General features: G+C 68.1%; 24 protein-coding genes. 14 read left to right on the top strand and 10 right to left on the bottom strand.

Going from position 1 to position 22990, the window contains the following annotated elements; all coding sequences use genetic code 11:
• Nucleotides 1–3: 3 nt before the first annotated feature.
• From C4F17_RS32165 to C4F17_RS32150, 4 genes are all read left to right on the top strand, one after another.
• Nucleotides 4–561: a cytochrome b gene (locus C4F17_RS32165; RefSeq protein WP_106938542.1), complete on the top strand. Its 558-nt coding sequence runs from the start codon at nt 4–6 to the stop codon at nt 559–561.
• 13 nt (nt 562–574) lie between these two features.
• Nucleotides 575–1282 (top strand): VIT1/CCC1 transporter family protein, encoded by a 708-nt coding sequence (locus tag C4F17_RS32160; RefSeq protein WP_106938403.1) that lies wholly within the window; start codon nt 575–577, stop codon nt 1280–1282.
• Between the two features lie 146 nt (nt 1283–1428).
• The gene (locus tag C4F17_RS32155) at nt 1429–2271 is read left to right on the top strand and encodes a universal stress protein (protein WP_106938402.1); all 843 of its coding nucleotides are present in this window, start codon (nt 1429–1431) and stop codon (nt 2269–2271) included.
• 48 nt (nt 2272–2319) lie between these two features.
• Complete coding sequence (locus C4F17_RS32150; RefSeq protein WP_106938401.1) at nt 2320–3843, top strand: bifunctional aminoglycoside phosphotransferase/ATP-binding protein; 1524 nt, start codon at nt 2320–2322, stop codon at nt 3841–3843.
• 7 nt (nt 3844–3850) lie between these two features.
• Here C4F17_RS32150 and C4F17_RS32145 read toward each other — a convergent pair whose 3' ends face one another.
• Nucleotides 3851–4357: a universal stress protein gene (locus tag C4F17_RS32145; RefSeq protein WP_106938400.1), complete on the bottom strand. Its 507-nt coding sequence runs from the start codon at nt 4355–4357 to the stop codon at nt 3851–3853.
• 165 nt (nt 4358–4522) lie between these two features.
• On the opposite strand from C4F17_RS32145, the gene C4F17_RS32140 reads away from it, so the two are divergent.
• Together C4F17_RS32140 and C4F17_RS32135 are read left to right on the top strand one after the other, a co-directional pair.
• Nucleotides 4523–5107 carry a hemerythrin domain-containing protein gene (locus C4F17_RS32140; protein WP_081267712.1) on the top strand — a complete coding sequence of 195 codons (585 nt, stop codon included), beginning with the start codon at nt 4523–4525 and terminating at the stop codon, nt 5105–5107.
• A gap of 85 nt (nt 5108–5192) precedes the next feature.
• Nucleotides 5193–5912 carry a Crp/Fnr family transcriptional regulator gene (locus C4F17_RS32135; RefSeq protein WP_106938399.1) on the top strand — a complete coding sequence of 240 codons (720 nt, stop codon included), beginning with the start codon at nt 5193–5195 and terminating at the stop codon, nt 5910–5912.
• 37 nt (nt 5913–5949) lie between these two features.
• Here the strand turns inward: C4F17_RS32135 and C4F17_RS32130 are convergent, their stop codons facing one another.
• Nucleotides 5950–7548 (bottom strand): PHA/PHB synthase family protein, encoded by a 1599-nt coding sequence (locus C4F17_RS32130; RefSeq protein WP_234383196.1) that lies wholly within the window; start codon nt 7546–7548, stop codon nt 5950–5952.
• Between the two features lie 223 nt (nt 7549–7771).
• Between C4F17_RS32130 and C4F17_RS32125 the strand changes: the two genes are divergently transcribed.
• Nucleotides 7772–8245 carry a hypothetical protein gene (locus tag C4F17_RS32125; RefSeq protein WP_106938397.1) on the top strand — a complete coding sequence of 158 codons (474 nt, stop codon included), beginning with the start codon at nt 7772–7774 and terminating at the stop codon, nt 8243–8245.
• A gap of 16 nt (nt 8246–8261) precedes the next feature.
• Here the strand turns inward: C4F17_RS32125 and C4F17_RS32120 are convergent, their stop codons facing one another.
• The 4 genes from C4F17_RS32120 to C4F17_RS32110 all read right to left on the bottom strand — a co-directional run bounded on the left by C4F17_RS32120 (nt 8262) and on the right by C4F17_RS32110 (nt 10683).
• Complete coding sequence (locus C4F17_RS32120) at nt 8262–8636, bottom strand: TraR/DksA family transcriptional regulator (protein WP_106938396.1); 375 nt, start codon at nt 8634–8636, stop codon at nt 8262–8264.
• A 56-nt stretch (nt 8637–8692) separates the two neighbouring features.
• Entirely contained in the window at nt 8693–8854 is a 162-nt protein-coding gene (locus C4F17_RS33610) for a hypothetical protein (RefSeq protein WP_234383079.1), read from the bottom strand.
• On the bottom strand, nt 8851–9993 hold the full coding sequence (locus C4F17_RS32115) for a trypsin-like peptidase domain-containing protein (protein ID WP_234383078.1): 1143 nt from the start codon (nt 9991–9993) through the stop codon (nt 8851–8853). The genes C4F17_RS33610 and C4F17_RS32115 overlap by 4 nt, the downstream gene beginning before the upstream one ends.
• A 162-nt stretch (nt 9994–10155) precedes the next feature.
• The gene (locus C4F17_RS32110; protein ID WP_106938395.1) at nt 10156–10683 is read right to left on the bottom strand and encodes a flavodoxin family protein; all 528 of its coding nucleotides are present in this window, start codon (nt 10681–10683) and stop codon (nt 10156–10158) included.
• Nucleotides 10684–10820: 137 nt separating this feature from the next.
• Here C4F17_RS32110 and C4F17_RS32105 point away from each other — a divergent pair, with 137 nt between their 5' ends.
• The 5 genes from C4F17_RS32105 to C4F17_RS32090 all read left to right on the top strand — a co-directional run bounded on the left by C4F17_RS32105 (nt 10821) and on the right by C4F17_RS32090 (nt 14564).
• Nucleotides 10821–12299, top strand: a complete 1479-nt coding sequence (locus tag C4F17_RS32105; RefSeq protein WP_234383077.1) for a trypsin-like peptidase domain-containing protein — start codon at nt 10821–10823, stop codon at nt 12297–12299.
• 9 nt (nt 12300–12308) lie between these two features.
• Entirely contained in the window at nt 12309–12812 is a 504-nt protein-coding gene (locus tag C4F17_RS32100; RefSeq protein WP_106938394.1) for an NUDIX hydrolase, read from the top strand.
• 52 nt (nt 12813–12864) lie between these two features.
• The gene (locus tag C4F17_RS33060; RefSeq protein ID WP_159053805.1) at nt 12865–13038 is read left to right on the top strand and encodes a hypothetical protein; all 174 of its coding nucleotides are present in this window, start codon (nt 12865–12867) and stop codon (nt 13036–13038) included.
• An 87-nt stretch (nt 13039–13125) separates the two neighbouring features.
• The gene (locus C4F17_RS32095) at nt 13126–13377 is read left to right on the top strand and encodes a high-potential iron-sulfur protein (RefSeq protein ID WP_234383074.1); all 252 of its coding nucleotides are present in this window, start codon (nt 13126–13128) and stop codon (nt 13375–13377) included.
• A gap of 50 nt (nt 13378–13427) precedes the next feature.
• The gene (locus C4F17_RS32090) at nt 13428–14564 is read left to right on the top strand and encodes a hypothetical protein (RefSeq protein WP_159053804.1); all 1137 of its coding nucleotides are present in this window, start codon (nt 13428–13430) and stop codon (nt 14562–14564) included.
• Here C4F17_RS32090 and C4F17_RS32085 read toward each other — a convergent pair.
• From C4F17_RS32085 to acs, 4 genes are all read right to left on the bottom strand, one after another.
• Nucleotides 14556–16847 (bottom strand): FAD-dependent oxidoreductase, encoded by a 2292-nt coding sequence (locus C4F17_RS32085; protein WP_106938391.1) that lies wholly within the window; start codon nt 16845–16847, stop codon nt 14556–14558. The two genes, C4F17_RS32090 and C4F17_RS32085, sit on opposite strands and share 9 nt — an antisense overlap.
• Before the next feature lie 29 nt (nt 16848–16876).
• On the bottom strand, nt 16877–17941 hold the full coding sequence (locus tag C4F17_RS32080) for a hypothetical protein (RefSeq protein ID WP_159053803.1): 1065 nt from the start codon (nt 17939–17941) through the stop codon (nt 16877–16879).
• A gap of 254 nt (nt 17942–18195) precedes the next feature.
• Entirely contained in the window at nt 18196–18645 is a 450-nt protein-coding gene (locus C4F17_RS32070) for a host attachment protein (protein ID WP_106938388.1), read from the bottom strand.
• 103 nt (nt 18646–18748) lie between these two features.
• On the bottom strand, nt 18749–20725 hold the full coding sequence (gene acs, locus C4F17_RS32065) for an acetate--CoA ligase (protein WP_106938387.1): 1977 nt from the start codon (nt 20723–20725) through the stop codon (nt 18749–18751).
• Between the two features lie 173 nt (nt 20726–20898).
• Here acs and C4F17_RS32060 point away from each other — a divergent pair, with 173 nt between their 5' ends.
• Together C4F17_RS32060 and C4F17_RS32055 are read left to right on the top strand one after the other, a co-directional pair.
• On the top strand, nt 20899–21231 hold the full coding sequence (locus C4F17_RS32060) for a DUF485 domain-containing protein (protein WP_106938386.1): 333 nt from the start codon (nt 20899–20901) through the stop codon (nt 21229–21231).
• On the top strand, nt 21228–22955 hold the full coding sequence (locus C4F17_RS32055) for a cation acetate symporter (protein ID WP_199852012.1): 1728 nt from the start codon (nt 21228–21230) through the stop codon (nt 22953–22955). The genes C4F17_RS32060 and C4F17_RS32055 overlap by 4 nt, the downstream gene beginning before the upstream one ends.
• Nucleotides 22956–22990: the final 35 nt, after the last annotated feature.

Raw genomic sequence — 22990 nt, 5'->3', positions numbered from 1 at the left:
GACATGGCCTGGAAAAATTCGACCTCCCGCTACGGCACCCCCGTCATCGCTCTGCATTGGGCGATGTTGCTGCTGCTTGCCGCTGTCTATGCCTGCATGGAACTGCGCGGGCTTGCGCCCAGGGGCAGTGACCTGCGCGGCGCCTTGAAACCTCTGCATTTCCTGCTGGGCCTGTGTGTGCTGGCGTTGGTGGCCGCGCGGATCGCCGTGCGCTGGAGCACGGGGGCGGCGCCCGAGATCGCGCCTGCACCGCCGGCATGGCAGCGCAGGCTGTCGCAGCTCATGCACCTGGCGCTGTACGCCTTCATGATCGCCACGCCCTTGCTGGGCTGGCTCACGCTCAGCGCCGAGGGCAAGCCCATCGTGCTGTTCGGCCTGTCCGTGCCTTCGCTGCTGGGGGCAAACGACAGCCTGTCGGAGCAGCTCAAGGACGTGCACGAGACGCTGGCCACGGCCGGCTATTTCCTCATCGGGCTGCATGCCGCCGCGGCGCTGGCCCATCACTACCTCACGCACGACAACACGCTCGCTCGCATGCTGCCCGGGCGCTCTTCACGCTGACTGCCAATCTCACATGAAATCATTCCACTACCGCGCGCACGCCGAACGCCATCGCACCGAACACATCGGCTGGCTGCGCGCCGCCGTGCTGGGCGCCAACGACGGCATCATCTCCACCGCCAGCCTTGTCGTGGGCGTCACCGCCGCCCACGCCAGCCACGAGGTCATCCTGACGACCGCCATCGCGGGGCTGGTCGCGGGCGCGATGTCGATGGCCGCCGGCGAGTTCGTGTCGGTGCATTCGCAGGCCGACACCGAGAAGGCCGACCTCGAGCGCGAGCGCATCGAACTCGCCACGGAGCCGGACGCGGAGCACCGGGAGCTCACGGCGATCTACGTGCGGCGCGGTCTCGAGTACAAACTCGCGCAGCAGGTCGCCGCGCAGCTCATGGCCCACGACGCGCTCGGGGCGCACGCGCGTGACGAACTCGGCATCTCGGACACGCTCAGCGCACGGCCGTTGCAGGCCGCGCTGGCCTCGGCGACGAGTTTTTCCGTGGGCGCCGCGCTGCCCCTCGTGGTGGTCGCCTGTGCGCCTTCCGGCGCGCTCCTGCCCTGGACCGTGTGCACCGCGATCGCATTCCTCGCCTTGCTGGGGGCTGCGGCCGCCAGGATCGGGGGCACGCCGATCGCGCGAAGCGTCTGGCGCGTGGCCTTCTGGGGCACGCTGGCCATGGGAGTCACCGCCGGCGTGGGAGCCCTGTTCGGCGTGCAGGCGTGAGCCCCGCAGCTTCGCGGCCGCGCGAGCCGCAACCGAGATGACGCCGGCTTGATCGCCGTCAATGCCGCGTTGCTCTCACGGCATGAACATCAGCTCTGCCGTCCATCCACTGCGCCGCTCGCGGCGCGCCATCCCGCGGGGCATGCATGAATTACAAGACCATCCTCGTTCACCTGGATCACTCGCTCAGGAGTCCCGTGCGCGCCGCCATGGCCGCCCGTTGGGCGCGGGCGCACGAGAGCCATCTTGTCGGGCTCCTGCCTTCGGGGCTGTACGACGGCATCATTCCCGCCGGTGCCATCGCCACCGGCATGACCGACTACATCGCGGAATCGAGCGACTATCTACGACGGCGCGCCGAGGCCGTCGCCCGGGAATTCAGGACGGACATCGCCAGATCGGGACCGCTGTCGTACGAGGTGCGCATGGTCGACGATGTGGCGGCCGACGCCGTGGTGCGGTACGGACGCGCGAGCGACCTGGTCGTGCTCGGTCAAAGCGACGCCTCGAACCGGGGCGACACCACGACCCGCGGACTTGCCGAGGACGTGCTGATGGAGGTGGGGCGACCGGTGCTGGTCGTGCCTTCGGCCGGTGTCTTCGAAGGCCGCCCAAGGACCATCGTGGCGGCGTGGGACGGCTCGCGCGAATCCGCCGTCGCGCTTCGCTCGGCGTTGCCGGCGCTGCGCCAGGCGGCGCGCGTCACGCTCATTTCGCTGCGCCACCCGCATGACGAAGACAACACGCAACGGCTGCTGCTGCCGGACATGATCCAGTTCCTGCTGCGCCACGGCGTGCAGGCGCATGCCGAATCCGAGGTGACCGAGATCGACATCGCCGATGCGCTCCTGTCGCGGCTCTCGGACCTGGGCGCCGACCTGCTCGTGATGGGCGGCTACGGTCATTCGCGCCTGCGCGAGCGAGTGCTGGGTGGCGTGACGCGGCAGATACTCGCGCAGATGACCGTGCCGGTCCTCATCGCGCATTGAACCGCCCGGCGTGGGCCTGCCGGCGCAGTTGCAGCGAGAATTCGCGCCATGGACACCACGCTGGTCGATGCGCTGCGGGAAACGCTCCGGCGGGAAACCGGTGAGCCGGTAGCGCTCGTGGAGACGCATATCTCGTGGGTGCTGCTGACTGCGACGCTGGCCTGCAAGCTGAAGAAGCCGGTTCGCCTGCCGTTCCTGGACTTCGGCAGCGTCGAGGCCCGCAAGCATTTCTGCGAGGAAGAGCTTCGCCTGAACCGGCGCTTCGCCCCCTCGCTGTACATCGACGTGGCGCCGGTCTGCGGCACGCGCACGTCGCCGCGGATCGGGGGCGATGGAACGCCGATCGACCACGTGGTCCGGATGCGGCGCTTTCCCGAGTCGTCGCTGTTGCGCAACCTGCTGCCGACCCGGGAGTTCCGACCCGAATGGCTCGACGACTTTGCGGAGCGGCTCGCGGGTCTGCATGAGGCTGCCCCGCGGATGGCAGGGGTGTCCGAATTCGGCAGTCCCGAGCTGATCACGCGCGCGGCCACCGACATCCTCGACGCCTTGCAGGCACAGGGCGAGGACCCCCGCCTCGTGGCGCTGCGCGCGTGGATCGGCGAGCAGACCCAGGCATTGCGCATGGCTTGGATCGTGCGTCAGCAGAGTGGTGCGGTGCGCGAATGCCACGGCGACCTGCACATGGCGAATGTCGTCCTTGTCGACGGCGCGCTCACGCCCTTCGACTGCATCGAGTTCGACCCGGCATTGAGAAGCATCGACGTCATGAACGACATCGCCTTCCTCACCATGGACCTGACGGCCCATGGGCGCCCCGATCTCGCCTACCGCTTTCTGGACGCATGGCTGCAGCACAGCGGTGACTACCAAGGCCTGCAGGTGCTGCGCTTCTACGAGGTCTATCGTGCGCTGGTGCGTGCCATGGCCTGCGGCCTCCTTCCCCAGGGGGCCGATCGCGGAGTGCGGCCCGACTATCTGGCGTGCGCGGCGCAGTTGGCCGCGCGGCCGCCGGGGGATGCCCGGCTGCTGATCACGCACGGTTTCTCGGGCTCGGGCAAATCCAGCGTCGCCCTGCAACTGCTATGCGCCGCGGGGGCTGTACGCGTGCGCTCGGATGTGGAACGCAAGCGGCTGCACGGACTGGCACCACTGGCGCGCTCCGCCGATCTCGGGCTCGACATCTACGGCGAGCAGGCAACGCGGCTCACCTTCGACAGGCTGCGCGCCTGCGCGCGCGGTGCACTGCTGGCGGGCTACCCGGTGATCGTCGATGCGGCCTTTCTCCGCCGTGCGGAACGCCGCAGCTTCGAGACGCTGGCCGCGGAGCTGCACGTGCCCTTCGCGATCCTCGATTGCCGCGCCGCACACGCCACGCTGCGCCGCCGTGTGGCCGAGCGCGACGCGGCGCGCCTGGACGCATCCGAAGCCGGCCTGCCGGTGCTGGAGCGCCAACTGGAAAACCACGAGCCGCTGGAGCCCGGCGAGCAGGCGCTGACCATCGAAGTCTCCACGGAAGGCACCGTGGACGTCGCACAGGTCGAAGCGCGTTGGCGCGCGACGGCCCGCTGACGACGAATCACTGGCTGGCAAGCATCCCGCTCGGCAGCGTGAAGTGCTCGGACTCGGCCTTCGCGCTCTCGGGCGCGCGGACCAGCAACACCGGCACCGGCGACATGCGCAGGATGTGTTCCGCGCTGCTGCCCATGACCCAGCGGCCGATTCCACGCCGGCCGTGTGTCCCGATCACGATCAGATCGGCCTTCGACGACACCGCTTCGGCGATCACCTGGTCATGCACGGCGCCCCTGAAGCTGTCGAGCAGCACGGCGTCGGACGCGACGCTTGCCGCGGCGGCTTCGGCGCGCGCGTCCTCGAGCAGCTTCCTGGCATCCTTGCGCAGTTCCTCGAGCCAGTTGCCGGCGTAGCCGGAATAGGCATCCATGGCCAGTGCGAACGACAGCTCGTCGATGACGTGGACGAGGCGCAGGCGTCCGCCGGTGAGCTTCGCGAGGCGGATGGCTTCGGCCAGGCCCCGGGCGGACGTGGAACTGCCGTCGATGGGAACAAGAATTTTCTGGTACATGGCAAGACTCCGATGGGCTGATGGGATCGGCTCAGTATCCGGACGGAGCTGCCGCGCGGATTGACATGCATCAAGCGCGAGGCCCGCCCAGGGCCCGCCCTTGATCTGGAGCAACCCCGCGCACTGCCGAACGCGCGACCCTGCGGGCATGCACAGGAAGCCCCCATGATCCACGCCACCACCCGCATCATTCGCCAGGAGCATGCCGCGCTTGCGGCCATGCTTCGCTCCATCGTCATGCTGCTCGAGCAGCACCGCAAGAAAGGCACACTGCCCGATTTCGCGGCACTGCGGGCCATGCTCTTCTACGTCGACGAGTTTCCCGAGAAGCGGCATCACCGCAAGGAAACCGACCTGCTTTTCCCCAAGCTGCGCGCCAGGACGCCGATGTCGCGCGAGCTGATGGACCGGCTCGACAGCGACCATGCCTGGGGCGAGCGCCGGATCCGCAACGTCGAGCATGCGCTGCTGGCGTTCGAGATGCTGGGCGAGCCGCGGCGCGAGGCCTTCGAGAGCGCGGTCAACGACTATGTGGACTTCTACCTGAACCACATGGCCCTGGAGGAGCGGGAGATCCTGCCCCTGGCCGAGCGCGTGCTGACCGAGAACGACTGGCGCGACCTGGACGAGGCCTTCTCGCAGAACCGGGATCCGCTGACCGGGCACGTGGCGGATCTCGAATACAACGCGCTCTTCACGCGCATCGTGAACATCGTGCCTGCGCCCATCGGCCTGGGGCCGGAGTTGTAGGGCCTGTACATGCGCGTGCGCGCGCCGCTGAGAATCCCATATCCGGGTGATTGATGTTCAGCCACAGGGCGTTCATGATCAGTCCATGTACCTGAATCCCCTGACTGCGGGCCTGCCGGCCGCAGAGCGCGAGGCGCTCATCAAGTGCAGCGAGCTTCGCGAATACAAGCGCAACGAAACCTTGCTGGATGTGGGAGAGTCGACCGATCAGGTCTATTACGTTGCAAGCGGCCTGCTGCGGGTCGTCACGCCGGCACGCGACGATGGCTTCGATGTGACGACCGAATTCGTCGCACGCCAGGACTTCTTCTTCGACCTGTCGATCCGGGAGGACAGCTACCTCTCCAAGCACAAGCTGGTCGCCGCGCTTCCTTCGGCGGTCTACTTCGTGCCGATAGCGGCGATGCGCGAAGTTTGCGCACGTCACCCCGAGGTGGTCTTCGGTCTGCTGGGGCTGGCAATGAAGCGCACGAGCATGTTGCGCACCCAGATGCGCCGCATCTCCTCGCTGCCGCCCGAAGCCGTGGTGCACCGCGTGTTGCACCAGCTCACGGATCTGGCGCCTTTTTCCGGCACCGGCGGCTTCGACAAGCGGATTTCGCAGTCGGTGATCGCGTCTTACGCGGGCCTCTCGAGAGAGGTGGTCAACAAGACCATGCGCGACATGGAGAGCCGGGGCCTGGTGCGCCGGGACAACGAGGCGGTCTACGTGTCCGGCGAGGCGGCGGTGACCGATTTCGGCGTGCTGATGGACGGGGCAGGCCTGGCATCGTCCGCGCCGCCACCAGGCAGCCACAAGCACTAGGCCGAATCGACATCCGGACCAGCGTCAAACGTCTTCGTCAGCGCGCTGCGACATAGGTGCCCGGTGCATCGCACAGTGGGGGCAGGCCATGCCGCGGCGCTCCCATGCCAGGCGGACGCCGCCGCGGCCCCGAGTGCGAAACCAGCCACTGCTGGAAGGCCGGCCACCATGAGCCGTCGATTTCCTTCGACACCCGAAGGAAGTCGTCGGGCGAAACATAGGCACCGTTCCTCCTTCGATGCAGCATGCGATGGCTGCGCTGCGCGTGTCCGGGCTCGCTCAGAATGCCCGCGTTGTGCCCGCCCGAAGTCAGGACGAAGCTCGTGTCCGCATCGCACAGCAGGTTGAACTTGTAGACCGAGCGCCACGGCGCCACATGGTCGGTGCGGGTGCCGAGCAGGAACACCGGCACGTCGATGTCGTTCAGCGACACCGGCTTTCCGTCGACGAGGTAATGGCCTTCGGCCAGCGAGTTCTCCAGAAAGAGGCCGCGCAGGTAGTCGGCGTGCATGCGGTAGGGCATGCGCGTGCCGTCGGCGTTCCATGCCATCAGGTCGGTCATCGGAACGCGCTCCCCCAGCAAATGGTTGCGCACCATGGGCGCCCAGAGCAGATCGCCGGAGCGCAGCGCCTGGAACGCGGCCGCCATCTGCGCCGAACTCAGGAAACCTTGGCGCGACATGACGTCCTCTAGGAACGCGAGTTGGCTCTCGTCGATGAACAGGCCGATCTCCCCGGGCTCGGTGAAATCGGTCTGGGCGGCCAGCAGCGTGAGCGAGGCGAGGCGGTCGCTGCGGTCGCGGGCCATTGCCGCCGCGGCAATGGCCATCAGCGTGCCGCCCAGGCAATAACCGAGCGCGTGCACCCGGCGCCGGGGCAGCACGGCTTCGATGGCGTCGAGACTGGCGCGGATGCCGAGCCGGAGATAGTCGGCCATGCCGAGTTGTGCATCCGACGCGTCCGGGTTCTTCCAGGAGACCGCGAACACCGTGTGGCCGTGGTCGACCAGGTAGCGGATCAGCGAGTTGTGCGGAGAAAGGTCGAGCACGTAGTACTTCATGATCCACGCACTCACGACGAGCACCGGCTCGGCGTGCACCGTCGCTGTCGCAGGCGCGTACTGGATGAGCTCGATGAGTTCGTTGCGCAGGATGACCTTGCCGGGCGTGACCGCGACCTCATGCCCGGGCCTGAACGCCTCCGCGCCGGCCGGTGGTTGCCCGAGGGCGCCGCGCCCGAAGTCTTCCAGCCAATGGGCGGCGCCGGCGAGCAGGTTCGCGCCGCCCGTGGCGGCGGTTCGTTGCAGCACCTGTGGATTGGTCGCTGCGATGTTGGCGGGCGACATCATCTCCAGCCACTGGCGCACGGTGAAGGCCACCAGCTGCTCATGGTGCCGGTCCACGCCCGGCACACCGCGGACCAGGTCGAGCAGGCGGCGTCCCGTGGTTTCGAAGGCTTCGCGGTACGTGCCGAAGGGCCATGGCGTCCAGTCCTCGGCGCTGAGCCGCGGATCGTGCGCGGGCGGCTGCCCGCCGGGAGCGGGCCGGGGCCAGAGGACCCCGGAGCTTCGCCCGGGCTGCGTCGCGAAATGGATGGCCCAGTCGGACCACGCCAGCAGCAGCGCCGCCGGCGACATGCTGCCGATGAGTCCGGCCCAGGCCGCGTGGAGGGCCCGGTCGAGTTCGTTGTGGTCCTGGATCACTGGTGTCCTTGGGAAATTCGCCACGCATGGTCTGCGGGCATCGGCGCCGAGTCTGCGGGGCGCACACGCCGATTGCCTTGACCCGCGTCAATGCGCCGCCGGCAGCTGCCCCCTACGCTGTGCCGAACGCCCCCTAGGCCACCCACCGGAGCCGCCCATGCCAACCAGAGTCGTCGATTTTTCCGCCCGGTCCGAAGTCATTCGGGCCGAACCTTTCAACGCGCATTTCTGGGCCTGCACGCCCGCCGAGTTCCGCGCCTACCTGGGACGGCCGCGCGAATTCCTGCGCAGGCTCGGCATCGTGGTGCCACGCGAGTGCCGCATCGAGACGACGATCGAGAACCACGGCTGGCTCGAAGACGAGGCCCCCGATTTCGAGAACGACAGCGCGAGCAGGAACGACACGGTCATCTGCAACCTGGGCTGCGGCGGCGCCAACCGCTCCGTGTACCGCATCGTGAGCTACGCGCGAGACGAAGCCGCGACAGGCAATGTCAAGAAGTCGTTGCTCCATGGCGCCGGCCGCCAGCAGGTCGCGGACGACGTGCATGCGCCCGACGGAAAGAAAAAGGACAAGAAGACAAAGAGAGCGAAGAAGGCGAAGGACCGCCGCAAGGACGATCACGAATGAGGGCGGCCTTGCGCCTTCAGGTCCGATGCCGCGCCTCGGCCGCCGTCTGGCATGCAGTGCAGCGAACGGCGGTGGGCTGCGCGAGCAATCGCGCGCGCGGAATTTCCACGCCGCAGTCCTCGCAGATGCCGTAGCGACCGTCCTCCATGCGCGCGAGCGCCCGCTCGATTTCTTCGAGCCTGGCGTAGTCGACCTCCACCTCGGCCATGTACACGTCGGCGGCACGCTCCGCTTCGGCCTCGTCGGCATGTGTCTTCACGTCGTGCGCGTCCTCGGCGGGCATGAGGTGCGCCGAAGGCGCCGATGCACGGAGTTCCTCGAGCACCTGCTCCTTCAGCAGGTCGAGTTGCTGGCGAATCGCGAGGCGATCGCTTGCGTTCAGATGTCTCATGGTGTGTCCTTGCAGAAAAGTGAAGAGAAGACCGCCGCGATTCCGCTCGGGCCGGGTCAGGGGCGCCCGCGCGATGCCGGCATGCGCACCGCCAGGTAAGCGAGCCGCCGGTCGCGCAGCACCAGCAACGCGACCATGCCCCCGGCAGGCTGCTGCGACAGGCCTTGCCTGAAATCCTCCAGGCGATGGAGCTTCACGGTATTCAGCGCGACGATCACGTCGCCCCCGCGAATCCCTTCGCTGCGCGCAATGCCGTCCGCCTCCTCACGATCAGGCCGCTGTCGATGCGCAGCTGCAGCCGCTGCGCAGGCGAGAGATCACCCAGGCTCAGGCCCAATCCGTCGTTCCATTCGGGTGCCGCGCTCGTGAGGGATGTCTCCGGCGTCCCGGGCTGCGCCGCCAGCGACACCTGGAGCAGGCGGCTCTTGCCGTTGCGCCACACCTCCAGCTGCATGCGGCTGCCCGGCTTGCGTTGCGCGATCTGCTGCGGCAGGTCGATGACATGCGCCAGAGGCTTGCCGTCGAACTCCAGCACTGCATCTCCCTGGGCGAGGCCGGACGCGTCCGCGGGGCTGCCTTTCTCGACCCGTACCACCAGCGCGCCGGTGGTCGCAGGCAGGCCGAAGGACTGGGCCAGCGCTGGCGTCACCTCCTGGAACTCGGCGCCCAGATAGGCACGCCGGACCATGCCATGCGCGCGCAACTGCTGCGCAACCTGCATCGCCAGGTTGATCGGCACCGCGAAGGACAGGCCCATGTAGCCGCCGCTGCCGCTGTAGATCAGCGAGTTGATGCCGACCACCTCGCCACGGCTGTTGAGCAGAGGGCTGCCCGAGCTGCCCGGATTGATGGCGACATCGGTCTGGATGAAGGGGATCTCGCCTGCGCCGCCCATGACGCGTTCCACGGCGCTGACGACACCGGCCGTGACGCTGCCGTGGAACCCGAAGGGCGAGCTGATCGCGGCGACCCAGTCGCCAGCGGCCAGCGACGCGGAGTCACCGATCACGGCCACGGGCAACGCGTGCGCATCGATCTTCAGGAGCCCGACGTCGGTGCGCTTGTCGACGCCGACCACCTTCGCCGTGAAGCGGCGCCCGTCATCCAGCTGGACCTGTGCCTCGTCGATGTTCGCGACCACGTGGGCGCTCGTGAGAATCAGCCCGTCGCTGCCGATGATCAGGCCCGAGGCGAGGTCGCGGATCTGGCTGATCCGGGCGCTCGTCGGCAGCGGCCAGGCCAGGCGATCGGCGAAGTCGCGCTCCGGGGCGATTTCGAGTTCGATGTCTTGCGAGTTTTCGTCGCGCCCGACGCGCAGCGTGCTGATGTCGACCACCCACGCCCTGCGACTGGCCACGAGGGACGCGAAATCGAGAGCGGCCGGCGGGGTGGCAGGGCCAGCCGCTATCGCTGTCGACGCATGGGGCTGCGCCACCGTCGGCCCGCTCGCGCAGGCACTCAGGAAACAGCCGCAGGCCAGCAGGGCCGCCGTGCGGATGGCGCCGGGCGAGCGCATGCGTCAGACCGCCTGGGGCGACAAGGTGGCGGGGCGCACCACGGCGCGCGAATCCTCCGCGCTCTGCACCGCGGTGCCGAATGCCTGCAGCCGGGCGGCACAACTGCCGTCGTCGACCTCGTGCATGGTGAATGCGGTGCTCAGGATCGGCGCGCGGCCGAGCCGCTTGCCGACTTCGGCCACGGCGTTGGGGGCGCCGCGTCCGCCCATGACGGAGATCATTGCCACGTCGGGCAGGCGGGCACCCTTGTGGTCCACGAACGTGCGCATCGGGCCGGCCAGCCGGAGGCCCCAGATCGGCGAGATCAGCACCACGGCCTTGTAGTCGCCGGGCGGCGGCCCGTCGTAGCGGATGGCGGGCATCCGCCGGAAGAACGAGTCGATCAGGCAGCGCCAGTTGCCGAGTGCGCCGCTTCTCGGGTGCAGGTCGTGGATTTCGGCCATCTCCCAGCCCTGCTGGCTGCAAAGAAGCTGGGCAAGACGGCGGCAGGTGCCGGTGTAGGAATAGACGATCACAAGGACGTTGTTCATGCTGGCCTCTGCTGCTGCATTCATGGAGGGCAATTTAGGCGTCGCGGCCCGTGGCCGGCTTGATGTGGCGCAAGGCGGTGCGAAGGCGTCGCGGCGACCATCCGGCCATCGGGAATGTCCCCGTCGAAAGAACCGTCATGAAGATTCCGCCTGCCTTCGATGGTGGCGACCACGCGAAGCGCAGGCCGGCCGGCCGCGCCGCCGCAATCGTTTTGGGCATGCTCGCGCTGCTCGGGCCCCATGTGGCATGGTCGCAAGACCAGGCGTGCGCGCAGCGGACCCAGCCGTCGTCGCAGGGCGTGGACTTCGCCGCCGCGGCGGCTCGCCAGGCACCGGCCGTCGTCGGGGTGAGCGTGATCGGGCAGCGCGACGACTGGCCGACCGTCGACACCTCGGCGCGCGTGCCGGCACCGTTCGACCAGGCCCCGGGCCGTGGCCTGGCCTCGGGGTTCATCACCAGCCGCGACGGTTATGTCCTCACCAGTGCGCATGCCGTGCTCGGCGCCCAGCAGGTCGTCGTGTCCACGGCCGACAGGCATCGCTTCGACGCCGTGATCGTCGGGCTCGACCGGCGCACCGATGTCGCGCTGCTCAAGATACCGGGCGGCAACCTCCCGACGGTGGCCGTCGACCGGACAGGCAAGCTCTGCCCGGGCGAATGGGTCGCGGCCATGGGCGCGCCCTTCGGATTCGAGCGCAGCGTGACGGCGGGCGTGGTCAGCGCGAATCCGCGCTACATGCCCGGCGGCGGCGGCGTGCCGCTCATACAGACGGACGTCGCGCTCAACCCGGGCAATTCGGGCGGTCCGCTGTTCGACGAACGAGGCGAGGTCGTGGGAATGAACTCGATGATCTACGCCGTTGGCGGCGGCTACATCGGCCTGTCGTTCAGCCTCCCGATCGATACGGTCATGCGCATCGCCGAAGAACTTCGCGCGACAGGGAAGGTCACACGGGGACAGATCGGTGCCAGGACGCAGCCGCTCACGGACGAACTCGCCCCGGCCTTCGGACTGGCGGCGGCGACAGGGGCCCTGATCGTGCGTGTCGATGCGGCAAGCCCGGCGGAGATCGCGGGCCTTCGCAGCGGGGATGTGATCCTTTCCGTCGACGCGGCGCAGCCGATGTCCTATGAAGACATCCAGAACCGCGTGTCCTCGGCCCGTCCCGGCAGCCGGCTGGCATTGAACGTCTGGCGCCACAGATCCGCGCTGCCGGTGCAGGTGGCGGTGGCACAAGGCGTGGCGGACGCCGTGCCGCAGGTCGCGCGGCGAACCGACATGCACGAGGTCCGGTTCGGCCTCGAACTCGCGGAGCGCAAGGGTCCGCCGGGCGTCGGGTTGCTCGACCCCGGGCTCTACGTCAAGTCCGTCTCGGGCTCGGCGCAGCGGGCGGGACTGAGGTTCGGCGACATGGTGCTCGCGGTCAACGACGTGAGCGTCTCGGGACAGGCCGAGTTCGACGCGGCGATCAAATCCATCGGCGACGACGAGACCGTCGCATTGCTCATCATGCGAGGCAACGCCAGAGGCTTCGTGCCCATCGCGCCGCGCAGGTCGGGCGCAGTGTCGACGGCGCGCCGGCTGGATGCCGCCGCGGCCGCGGCGGCCAACTGAGAACCGGCGATGAAATCGATCAGCCACGGCGTCCTGATCTTCAATGGCGACGCGCAACTGCTGCTCTGCCACGCCACCGGCAGCCCGTACTGGGACATTCCCAAGGGCGGCGGCACGCTGACGGAAACCGGCCGGCAGACGGCCGTGCGGGAGACCTTCGAGGAATGCGGCCTGCGGCTGGCGCCCGAAGACCTCCTGCCGCTGGGATGCTTCGCCTATCGAGCGGGGAAGGACCTGCAGCTCTACGCGGTCCTGACGGGCAACTTCGACGCGCATGCGTGCACATGCGCCAGCCAGTTCGTCGATCGCCGCGGCCGGCCGCAGCCGGAGATGGATGCCTACCGGTGGGCAGGGTTCGACGAATTGCCGCAATGGTGCGCGAAAAGCCTGGTCGCCGTGCTGACGCGAGCACTCTCGCTGAAGGCGATCCTGGCGCAACTGCAGGTGCTGAAACAGCGGCACACCGATGTTGATCCCGCGCAAGGTCACCAGGACTTCATCGCACAAGAATGAAGGCACGGACCGCGCTCCGCGCGGCGGACTCATTCAGCCACGGAGATGCTCGATGAACACCACGATGAAACGGGCTTCGCAAGCCCTTGCCTTCGCGATCGTCACCCTTGCGGCGACCGGCACCCTGGTTCTTGCAGGCATGCGGGAAGACCCGCTGCAGGGGCAGGGCGCACGCACGGCCTGCATCGAGCGATGCCCGACCGCGCTGGCCAGCGCGGTGAAGTAAATCCGCTTTTTTCCTTTCAATGCGAGAACGACAATGCCCTCACATCGCCGCACCTTTCTTCTGACCCTTGTCGCAACCGGTGGACTGATGTCAGTCACCGAGGCCTTCTCCCAGGCCGCGCTCGATGAAAAGGATCCGCAGGCCGTGGCCCTCGGCTACGTCGCCGACACGACGAAGGCCGATGCCAGGAAGTACCCCAAGCACGACAACATGCAGGTCTGCAACGGCTGCGCGCTGTGGCAGTCCAAACCCACCGACGCCGTGGGCAACTGCGCGCTGTTCGCGGGCAAGCCGGTCCACGCGAAAGGCTGGTGCAGCGCCTGGTCCAGGAAGGCCTGAATCCGGGTGGACCGGCGGCACTTCACTCATGCGTCGCGAAGGACGACTCGATGGTTCTCCAGTCACATCCATTTAGATCGGCAGACAACCTCGGACCTGCGACCGCCGGGGGACTGTTCGACGTGCGGGCGAAGCCCGAGGAACGCTTGCATCCTCTTTTTCGCATGCTCCGGCAACGGGCCGACCTCGCACCGGCTCGAGGCCTGATATGCGAGCTGCACGGCTGCGCCTTCCGGGACGCGCAGCCCGACTATGTGGAGGCGTTCCAGGCGGGCGGCTTCGACGAGGCGCTTTTCAGGCTCTTTCTGTTTGCGCTCTTCGATGCCGCAGGCCATCGCGTCGAACTCGGGCATCGCGACCTGGCTTTCGTGCTGAGCAAGGCCGGCACGACCGCGGCCGTCGACGTGCTCACCGTTGGCACACCTGTGAGCGGGATAGAGCCGCAGGTGGACGCTTCGCGCCCGCCACTCGCCGGGCGGCGGTCGGTGGGCATCGGCGGCTGTCTGTTCTGCGAGCTGCACGGCCGTCAATGGCACCAGCCTCCGGCAGCGGGCCATCCATTCGTGGTGGCCATCCAGGACTTCGATCATCGCGAGATGGCGAGCGGCGCGCCGCCCGACGCGCTGTTGCATTTCCTCTTCGGCGGCTCGGACATGTCGCGAGACCTCAACGACCTGTTTCCGCGCGGCTTCTTCGGCGAACAGGAGGCTGAGAATGTCTCGGCCATCCTGTTCTGCAACGACGCCACGATCGCGAAGTTCAACCGGCTGGGACAGGAACGGCACGCCGGGGATGTCGCCAGGATGCTGCGTCACGGGGCCTGCCTTGGCGACGACCACGGTGACTGGACCCCTGCCGGCTACGTCTACGAGGTGGGCAGGCGCGGCGCGTGCAAGGAAGCGTGGAACGAAGGCACCGTCCTCATCCACAACCCCCATGCCGCGCAGCCGCTGCCGGCGGACTGGATCGGCGCTTCGGCGGAGATCCAGCTTCGGGACGGCCGCATCGTCGAGCGCCTGGCGCAGGGTTTTCACCCGATCTCGTCGCACACCGAATTGCTCGGGCAGGATACGCCGGCCTGGTGGGTCGAGAAACGCATGAGCCTTCTGGCGCGAGAGTGCACCGCGCACTGCCCGGGGCCAGCGCCCGCCCCCTCGGTGGCACTGGCGCCGCGCAACTCAGGGTGAAGCGGGCGGTCTTTCGTGCCCCTGGGCGCTTCGCATCGCGCGCAGCACATGCAGGGCGGTCTCATAGCCGGACAGTGAGTTCGCGCGGATCGAGGGCAGCGAGAAATCGAAGTCGCGCGAGGCCGACTCGTCCTTGCCGACCGGGCGCAGGATGCGCGTGATGGACAGGCTGGCCGACGGGCTCATGAGCTCGGTGTAGCGCGGCCGCTGGCGCACCTTCCGGGCGGCTTCGGAGGGCAGCTGGGCGACGATCTCTTCCACGAGCTTGCGAAAGTCGCTCAGCGTCGCCTGCTCGCCGCAGGTGCGGCGCACGCGCTCCGCATACGCGATCTCGTCGCGCCGCAGCGCGACCTCCATCAGGTTGGCCGGCAGCGGCCTGGCCGAAGGGAAAAGGTCGACGATGAAAATGCGCTTGCCCGCCACGCCGCAGCGCTCCATCACCTGGTCCAGCGGCGAGTTGCTGACGAGGGCGCCGTCCCAGTAGTTGCGCCCGTCTATGGTCGTCCATGGCAGCGCAGGCGGCAGGCTGCCGCTGGCGACGATGTGGTCGACGGTCAGTGCGTCCACGTGGCTGTCGAAGATCCTGAGTTCCGCGCTCTCGACGTCCACCGCACTCACCAGCAGGCGCACCGGGCTTGACCGCATCGCTTCGAAGTCCACGTACCGCGCGAGCAGGTCGCGCACCGGCGTCGTGTCGTACAGCGACGTCCACGACGCGGCCCCGAGCGCCCCGGAAGGGGGCAACAGCCAGCGTGGCAGGAAGAAGGCCGGTACGCCGACGGTCATGGCCAACGAGGAGGACAGCAGGCGCCTCGCCGGCTCGTCGGACAGCTGCGGCGTGACCATGGCCAGGTCATGCCAGAAGGCCTCGAGCGCATCGGCGGCATTGCGCGGATGCGAAGCGACGATCGCGCCGTTGAAGGCGCCGATCGACACGCCGGCCACCACGTCCGCATGCAGGTGGCGCTGCTCGAGCGCGCGCACCACGCCGCTTTCGAACGCGCCCATCGCGCCGCCGCCCTGCAGGATCAGCACCGTCTGGTTGGGAATGGACGCCATCGAGAAACCCGGCCGCCTGAGGCGTGACTTGAAGCGCCCCACGTGCGTGTGATGGCGGATGAGCGAACGGATCGCCTGGGTTTCGCCCACCGGGCGTTCGGTGGTGAAGAGCGCGTGCGGAATTTCCCCCTGCAGGTACACGAGGCCCCAGCTGCGCGTACCGTGCGAACCCAGTTCGAGGCGGTCGGGGGCGCCGTCGGGCAGGCCCACGAACTGGAAGCTCGTGCCCAGCGCCTCGCAGAAGAATGCCGACACCTCGTCGAAGGGCAACCCCTGTCCGAGCATGTTCCTGGCGGCCAGCTTTCCCTGCTTGACGGCGTTGTCCCAATGCTCGCCTCGACGCCGCGCCTTGAACACCGGGTCGAGGAAGGATGCGACGTCACCGGCGGCAAAGACGCCGGGCACACTGGCCTGCAGCCGCTCGTCGACGACCACGCCGTCGGCCAGCGCAATGCCGCTGTCCGCGAGGAAATCCACCTCCGGCGCGACGCCGATGCCGATCACCACGAAATCGCAGGGCAGGCGCAATCCGTGCGTGGAGACCACCGCGCTGACCCGGTCGCTGCCTTCGAAGGCCACCGGTTCGCCGGCGTGCACCTCGATGCCATGGCTGGCGCATTGCTCGCTGAAGAAGCGACTGATCGGGACCGATTGCAAGGTGTCGAAGACCCGGCCGTGCTGCGCAAGCAGGCTCACGTGCACGCCCATCCTGCGCAGGGTCGTGGAAACCTCCATGCCGATGAAGCTCGCACCGATCACGACCGCCCGCGCGCCTTTCTGCGCGGCGGCGTGCAACGCCAGCGCGTCGCCGATGTCGCGCAGGCTGTGGATTCCCTGCAGTCCGCTGCCCGGAATGTGGAATCGCAGCGGCCGCGCACCGGTTGCAATCAGCAGCTTCCCATATGCGAGCGGGCCAGCGCGGTCGGTGGTGACGATGCGCCTGCGGGTGTCGACCGACAGCGCGCGGGTGCCGCGAAGGAGCTCGATGCCCAGGTCGTGGTAGCTGCCGGCATCGAGTACCGGCGTCAGCTCGCTGGCGGGGCCGTGCAGGAGGAGTGCCTTGGACAGCGGCGGGCGCTGGTAGGGCGGCTCCGGCTCCGCCGAGACCATGGCGATACTGCCTTGGGCGCCCTCGAGGCGCAGCGCCTCGGCGGCAGTCGCGCTGGCCAGGCCGCCGCCCAGCAGCAGGAAATCGATCTTTCTCGGGACCGCGGACGCGTGCATCGCATCGATGGATGTGGCGCCGTGGCGAATCACACGCAGGCGAGTGCCTGGCGGGCATGCTGCAGGTAGCGCAGCGTTTGTGGCAACCAGCGCCCGGGCTCCCGCACTTCGGGCGCCAGCAGGTGAGCCGCGCTCAGGCGTGCGCGCATCAACGCGTTGCGTGCCGTGTAGAGGTGCAGCAGCGCGATCGGCGCTCGGTCGTCCAGGGCGGCGCTCATTCGCGCGCGCAGCAGGGGGCCGACCGAGTCGTCCCCGGCTTCGTCGCACTCCAGGCCCAGGAAGCACAGCTCGTCGCAGGGGTCGACTTCGCTCAGGGAATGATCGAACTCGAGGGCGTCGAACACCATTGGCGGATCGACAAGGCAGATGTGCTCGGCGCGCAGGTCGCCATGACCTTCCACGATGCGTCCCTCGGCGACCCGGGCCCGCAGCAGGCCTTCGCAAGTCGTCATCGCCTGCTCCATGCGCGCGAAGAGTTCGCCCAGGTGGGGCAGGGCAAACACAGGCCTGCCCAGAACCTCGAAGCTCAGCCCGATGCCGCGGCGGATACGCGCGACGTATTCGCTCTCGTCCACCTTCGCACGCACCGCGTCACGGTAGAAGGGCACCAGCGCGCCCAGCAGCGAATCAAGATCGGAAAGGGTAAGCCGGCCGCGCCGGATCAGCTCGTCGAGCATGCGGTCCTGCGGAAGCCGCCGCATGACCACCGCCCAGTCCAGCGTTGCCTGCGTCGGTGAGCAGTAGCCTTCGGGAACGGCGCGAAGCACGCCCTCGTTCCATTGAAGAGCCAGCAGGCCGAGGTAGGCACCCGGTGCCAGCCGGCGGTTTTGCCGCAGTTCGCGCCTTGCGTTGCGCTCGCGCGCGTCCACGGTGGTGTAGTCCACCGGCGGGCACAGGATGGGCTTCTTGAGCTTCAGCACCTGCGTCTGTCCCACGAGCACCCATGACATATGGGTCTCGATGCGCCGGACCGGCACATGGGGAGCCCCGGCCTTGAGCACCGCCTCGAGGCAGCGCACCCTGGCCTGCGTATCGGGCAAGGTCTGCGGCGGACACCGGAGAGCGCCGTCGGGAAGGGAGGGGAGCGATCTCATCGTGTTCATCCGCAAAATGCCGTGCAGTCGAGCTTCAGTGCTGGCGCACGTACCTCAGCGCCTGCTGCTGCGCATGGCGAAGTGCTTCGGCGCGTGTGGCGTAGGGCTCGGTGTCTTGCGGCAGTTCCACCGGTTCTCCCCGTGCGGGCCGGCAGATCGCGACGGGCTGGAAGCAAGCCCCGACCGCACGGGCCTCCAACTCGCAACGCCAGCCGCCCACCTCGAACGTCCGGGTCGTGTCGGCGTCCATGGCGTCAGAGCACTGCGGACCACGAGCCCGCGATGCGGCTTTCCAGTTCCGCGATGCCTACGTGGGACAGATCGATGTTCAGCGTGGCCTTCAGCCGCTGGGTGACCGCTTCGCTCAACTGGGCTTTCAGCTCTCCCATGAAGGGGTTCGAGGCGAAGAGCGTGAGCGACTCGTACGCACCGGCCTTCAGGCCTGCATCCAGGCGCTGGGCGATTTCTTTGGCGAAACGCTGGTGCTCCCGGCGTCGTGCGTCGCTGCGCGGCTCGAAATGGTTGAGGCCCTGGCTGTTGTCGGCGGCCTGGCTGCCGGAACGGTCGGATGCAAGCTCTCTGGCGTGCAGCCGGCTTGCTTCATGCGCGAGGGTCGCGACCGGCACGAGCGGCGCCTTGATGGTGTCGCGGCGAAAAATGCGTGCCGATGCGGCATTGGCGATCACGATCCACTGGGTCTTCATGGCGGTTCTCTGGAGTGAAGGCGAGATCGAAGCCTAGGACGTGCGTTCGCGGCACGCGTTGCGCTGGATCAACTTTCCCGCGGCGTGCCGATGCCGCATTGCGTCAGTGCGCCTCGCTCAGCTGCTCGAGGATCGCCGGGTTCTCCAGCGTGGACACGTCCTGTGCGATCGCCTCGCCCTTGGCCACCGAGCGCAGCAGGCGGCGCATGATTTTTCCGCTGCGCGTCTTGGGCAGGTTGTCTGCGAAGCGGATTTCCTTGGGCTTGGCGATGGGGCCGATCTCCTTGCCGATCCAGGCGCGCAACTCGGTGGCCAGGCGATCTGCATCCGCACCGACGGGCCGCGGCTGCTTGAGCACCACGAACGCGCAGATCGCCTCGCCCGTGGTGTCATCGGGGCGGCCGACCACCGCAGCCTCGGCCACCAGTGCGGTGCAGGCCACGAGCGCCGACTCGATCTCCATCGTCCCCATGCGGTGGCCACTGACGTTCAGCACGTCGTCGATGCGCCCGCCGATGGTGAAGTAGCCGGTGAGCGCATCGCGCGCGGCACCGTCGCCCGCCAGGTAGTAGCCGCGCAGCTCCGGCGGGTAGTAGCTCGCGCGGTAGCGCGCATCGTCGCCCCAGACTGCGCGGATCATGCTGGGCCAGGGCTTCTTGATGACCAGCAGGCCGCCCTCTCCGTTCGGCACGTCGTTGCCGGTCTCGTCAACGATGGCCGCGGCGATGCCCGGAAAGGGCAGCGTGCAGGAACCCGGCACCAGGTCGGTCGCTCCGGGCAGCGGCGTGATCATGTGGCCGCCGGTCTCGGTCTGCCACCAGGTGTCGAGCACCGGGCAGCGGCCGCCTCCCACGTGCTTGCGGTACCACTCCCATGCGGCCGGGTTGATCGGCTCGCCGACCGAACCGAGCACGCGCAGGCTGCGCAGGTCGTAGCGGTCGGGGTGCACCGCCGGGTTGCCCTCGGCGGCCTTGATGAGCGAGCGGATGGCGGTCGGCGCGGTGTAGAAGACCGTGACGTGGTGGCGCTCGATCATCTGCCAGAAGCGCCCGGCATCGGGAAAAGTGGGCACGCCCTCGAACACGACCTCCGTGGCGCCGATGGCCAGGGGCCCGTAGGCGATGTAGGTGTGGCCCGTGACCCAGCCGATGTCGGCGGTGCACCAGAACACGTCGTCGTCGTGCATGTCGAAGGTCCACTTCGTCGTGAGCGCCGCGTGCAGCAGGTAGCCGCCCGTGCTGTGCTGCACGCCCTTGGGCTTGCCGGTGGAGCCCGAGGTGTAGAGCAGGAAGAGCGGGTGTTCGGCTCCCACCCATTCGGGCTCGCAACTGTCGGCCTGTGCCTCGGTGATCTCGTGCATCCAGAGATCGCGCGGCGTCCATGCGATGGGCCCGCCGGTGCGGCGGTAGACGATCACCGATCTCACCGCCTCGCAGCCGCCCAGCGCAAGCGCCTCGTCCACCAGCGCCTTCAGGGGCAACTGCTTGCCGGCGCGCACCTGCTGGTCGGCGGTGATGACCACTGTCGCGCCGGTGTCCGCGATACGGTCGCGCAGCGCATGCGCCGAGAAACCGCCGAACACCACGGAGTGCACGGCACCCAGCCGCGCGCAGGCCTGCATCGCCACCACGCCTTCGACCGACATCGGCATGTAGATGACGACGCGGTCGCCCTTCTTCACGCCGCGCGCCTTCAGCGCATTGGCCATGCGGCAGGTCTGCGCGAGCAGTTGCGCATAGGTGGTCCGGGTGACCGTGCCATCGTCCGACTCGAAGACGATCGCCACCTTGTCGCCCTTGCCGGTCGCCACCTGGCGGTCCAGGCAGTTCCACGACGCGTTGAGAGTGCCGTCCTCGAACCAGCGGTAGTAGGGCGCATCGCTGGCGTCGAGCGTCTTGGTGAACGGTGTCTTCCAGCCTATGAATTCGCGCGCCAGACGGCCCCAGTAACCCTCGTGGTCGGCGTCGGCCTCGGCCACCAGCGCATCGTAGGCCGCACGGCCGGCGATGTAGGCGGTGCGGGCGAGTGCTTCCGGCGGAGCATAGGTCGGAAGGCGGGACGGGAGATCGGAAGCGTTCATGTCTCGTGTCTTTCGTGGGGTTGGCGACATCACGCCGGCACGCCAGGGGCGTGATCCGGCATGAAAAGGGTGCCTGCATCGTGACCCGCGCCCGAAGATCAAAGCTTGCGCCAGCGCAAGCTTCGAACGCTTTCCCTGCTCCCTAATGCGCTCACCCGCACCAAGGAGACACCATGGAAGACGACCTCGTCGCGCGCATCGCCGCGCATCCCCAATACCTCCAGCTCAAGCATCGGCGCGACCGTTTCGGCTGGACGCTGGCGTTGCTGATGCTCATCGTGTACTACGGCTTCGTCCTGCTCGTGGCGTTCGACAAGGAGTTCCTGGCCCGGCGCATGGGCGACGGCGTGATGACGCTGGGCATGCCGATCGGCTTGGGCGTGATCGTCTTCACCGTGGCGATCACCGCCTACTACGTCCGGCGCGCCAACGCCGAGTTCGACGTGCTGTCCGACACCGTGGTCAAGGCGGTGCAAAAAGACGTGAACAGGGGAGTGAAGAAATGAAATCCAGTGTCTTGCGTGCGCGCTCGGCCGCCGCCCTCCTGGCGCTGTGCGCCGCCTCGCTGAGCGCCTTCGCCGCCGGTGCAGACCTGGGGCAGCTCCAGCAGCAGGCCACCAACTGGACCGCGATCGGCATGTTCGCGTTCTTCGTGGTGGGTACGCTGTTCATCACCAAGTGGGCCGCGGCGCGCACCCGCTCGGCATCCGATTTCTACACGGCCGGCGGTGGCATCACGGGTTTCCAGAACGGGCTCGCGATTGCCGGCGACTACATGTCGGCGGCGTCCTTCCTGGGCATCTCGGCCGCGGTGATGGCCACGGGCTACGACGGGCTGATCTACTCCATCGGCTTTCTCGTCGGCTGGCCGGTCATCACCTTCCTCATGGCCGAGCGGCTGCGCAACCTCGGCAAGTTCACCTTCGCCGACGTGGCGGCCTTCCGCTTCAAGCAGACCCCGGTGCGCATCTTCGCGGCCTCGGGCACCCTGGTGGTGGTGGCGTTCTATCTGATCGCGCAGATGGTGGGCGCCGGGCAGCTCATCAAGCTGCTGTTCGGCCTCGATTACTGGATCGCCGTGGTCATCGTGGGCTCACTCATGATGGTCTATGTGCTTTTCGGCGGAATGACGGCCACCACCTGGGTGCAGATCATCAAGGCCGGGCTGCTGCTGGGCGGCGCAAGCTTCATGGCGGTGTCGGTGCTGTGGCACTTCGGCTTCAGCCCCGAGGCGATGTTCGCCGGCGCGGTAAAGGTCAAGACCGACCTCGCGCTCAAGGACGGCAAGACCGCCCAGGTGGCTGCGAGCATCGGACAGTCGATCATGGGGCCTGGCAACTTCGTGAAGGACCCGATCTCGGCCATCTCCTTCGGCATGGCGCTGATGTTCGGCACGGCCGGGCTGCCGCACATCCTGATGCGCTTCTTCACCGTGCCCAGCGCCAAGGAGGCGCGCAAGTCGGTCATGTGGGCCACGGGCTGGATCGGCTACTTCTACCTCCTGACCTTCATCATCGGCTTCGGCGCCATCACCTTCGTGCTGACCAACCCCGAGTTCCTCGACGCCAAGGGCGTGCTGCGGGGCGGCGGCAACATGGCGGCGGTCCACCTGGCCAATGCCGTGGGCGGCAACGTGTTCCTGGGCTTCATCTCGGCGGTGGCGTTCGCGACCATCCTCGCGGTGGTGGCGGGCCTCACGCTCTCGGGCGCCTCCGCCGTGTCGCACGACCTGTACGCCACCGTCATCAAGAAGGGCGATGCGGGCAGCGCGGCCGAACTGCGGGTCTCCAAGATCACGACGCTGGCGCTCGGCGTGCTGGCGGTGCTGCTGGGCATCGTGTTCGAGAAGCAGAACATCGCCTTCATGGTCTCGCTGGCCTTCGCCATCGCGGCTTCGGCCAACTTCCCGGTGCTGTTCATGTCCGTGCTCTGGAAGGGCTGCACCACACGCGGCGCGGTGATCGGCGGCTTCCTCGGGCTGGTGTCTTCGGTGGCGTTGACGGTGGTGTCGCCCTCGGTCTGGGAGGCCACCTTCGGCTACCCGGCGGGATCGGCGCCTTTCCCCTACACCTCGCCGTGCCTGTTCTCGATGGGCATCGCGTTCGCGGGCATCTGGCTGTTCTCGGTGCTGGACCGCAGCGCGCGCGCCCAGGTCGACAGGGGTGGCTTCCTCGCCCAGCAGGTGCGCTCGGAAACCGGCATCGGGGCGCATGGCGCGAGCGGGCACTGAGCGAAAAGAAACGAGTCCGCCGGCCACGGCCTTGC

It is taken from the genome of Variovorax sp. PMC12 (assembly GCF_003019815.1).
In the GTDB taxonomy this organism is placed as follows: Bacteria; Pseudomonadota; Gammaproteobacteria; order Burkholderiales; family Burkholderiaceae_C; genus Variovorax.
The sequence above is the reverse complement of the archived record's forward strand: the minus strand, read 5'-3'. Positions and strand labels throughout refer to the sequence as shown.

Excerpts from the sequence above, each read along its gene's own strand:
- C4F17_RS32145 (WP_106938400.1), bottom strand. The coding sequence starts at position 4,357 with ATGTACCAGAAAATTCTTGTTCCCATCGACGGCAGTTCCACGTCCGCC.
- C4F17_RS32090 (WP_159053804.1), top strand. The coding sequence starts at position 13,428 with ATGGTTCTCCAGTCACATCCATTTAGATCGGCAGACAACCTCGGACCT.
- C4F17_RS32155 (WP_106938402.1), top strand. The coding sequence starts at position 1,429 with ATGAATTACAAGACCATCCTCGTTCACCTGGATCACTCGCTCAGGAGT.
- C4F17_RS32135 (WP_106938399.1), top strand. The coding sequence starts at position 5,193 with ATGTACCTGAATCCCCTGACTGCGGGCCTGCCGGCCGCAGAGCGCGAG.
- C4F17_RS32105 (WP_234383077.1), top strand. The coding sequence starts at position 10,821 with ATGAAGATTCCGCCTGCCTTCGATGGTGGCGACCACGCGAAGCGCAGG.
- C4F17_RS32110 (WP_106938395.1), bottom strand. The coding sequence starts at position 10,683 with ATGAACAACGTCCTTGTGATCGTCTATTCCTACACCGGCACCTGCCGC.
- C4F17_RS32080 (WP_159053803.1), bottom strand. The coding sequence starts at position 17,941 with ATGAGATCGCTCCCCTCCCTTCCCGACGGCGCTCTCCGGTGTCCGCCG.
- C4F17_RS32165 (WP_106938542.1), top strand. The coding sequence starts at position 4 with ATGGCCTGGAAAAATTCGACCTCCCGCTACGGCACCCCCGTCATCGCT.
- C4F17_RS32095 (WP_234383074.1), top strand. The coding sequence starts at position 13,126 with ATGTCAGTCACCGAGGCCTTCTCCCAGGCCGCGCTCGATGAAAAGGAT.
- C4F17_RS32140 (WP_081267712.1), top strand. The coding sequence starts at position 4,523 with ATGATCCACGCCACCACCCGCATCATTCGCCAGGAGCATGCCGCGCTT.
- acs (WP_106938387.1), bottom strand. The coding sequence starts at position 20,725 with ATGAACGCTTCCGATCTCCCGTCCCGCCTTCCGACCTATGCTCCGCCG.
- C4F17_RS32055 (WP_199852012.1), top strand. The coding sequence starts at position 21,228 with ATGAAATCCAGTGTCTTGCGTGCGCGCTCGGCCGCCGCCCTCCTGGCG.
- C4F17_RS33060 (WP_159053805.1), top strand. The coding sequence starts at position 12,865 with ATGAACACCACGATGAAACGGGCTTCGCAAGCCCTTGCCTTCGCGATC.
- C4F17_RS32125 (WP_106938397.1), top strand. The coding sequence starts at position 7,772 with ATGCCAACCAGAGTCGTCGATTTTTCCGCCCGGTCCGAAGTCATTCGG.
- C4F17_RS32070 (WP_106938388.1), bottom strand. The coding sequence starts at position 18,645 with ATGAAGACCCAGTGGATCGTGATCGCCAATGCCGCATCGGCACGCATT.
- C4F17_RS32150 (WP_106938401.1), top strand. The coding sequence starts at position 2,320 with ATGGACACCACGCTGGTCGATGCGCTGCGGGAAACGCTCCGGCGGGAA.
- C4F17_RS32060 (WP_106938386.1), top strand. The coding sequence starts at position 20,899 with ATGGAAGACGACCTCGTCGCGCGCATCGCCGCGCATCCCCAATACCTC.
- C4F17_RS32130 (WP_234383196.1), bottom strand. The coding sequence starts at position 7,548 with ATGTCGCCGGCGGCGCTGCTGCTGGCGTGGTCCGACTGGGCCATCCAT.
- C4F17_RS32120 (WP_106938396.1), bottom strand. The coding sequence starts at position 8,636 with ATGAGACATCTGAACGCAAGCGATCGCCTCGCGATTCGCCAGCAACTC.
- C4F17_RS32085 (WP_106938391.1), bottom strand. The coding sequence starts at position 16,847 with ATGCACGCGTCCGCGGTCCCGAGAAAGATCGATTTCCTGCTGCTGGGC.
- C4F17_RS32100 (WP_106938394.1), top strand. The coding sequence starts at position 12,309 with ATGAAATCGATCAGCCACGGCGTCCTGATCTTCAATGGCGACGCGCAA.
- C4F17_RS32160 (WP_106938403.1), top strand. The coding sequence starts at position 575 with ATGAAATCATTCCACTACCGCGCGCACGCCGAACGCCATCGCACCGAA.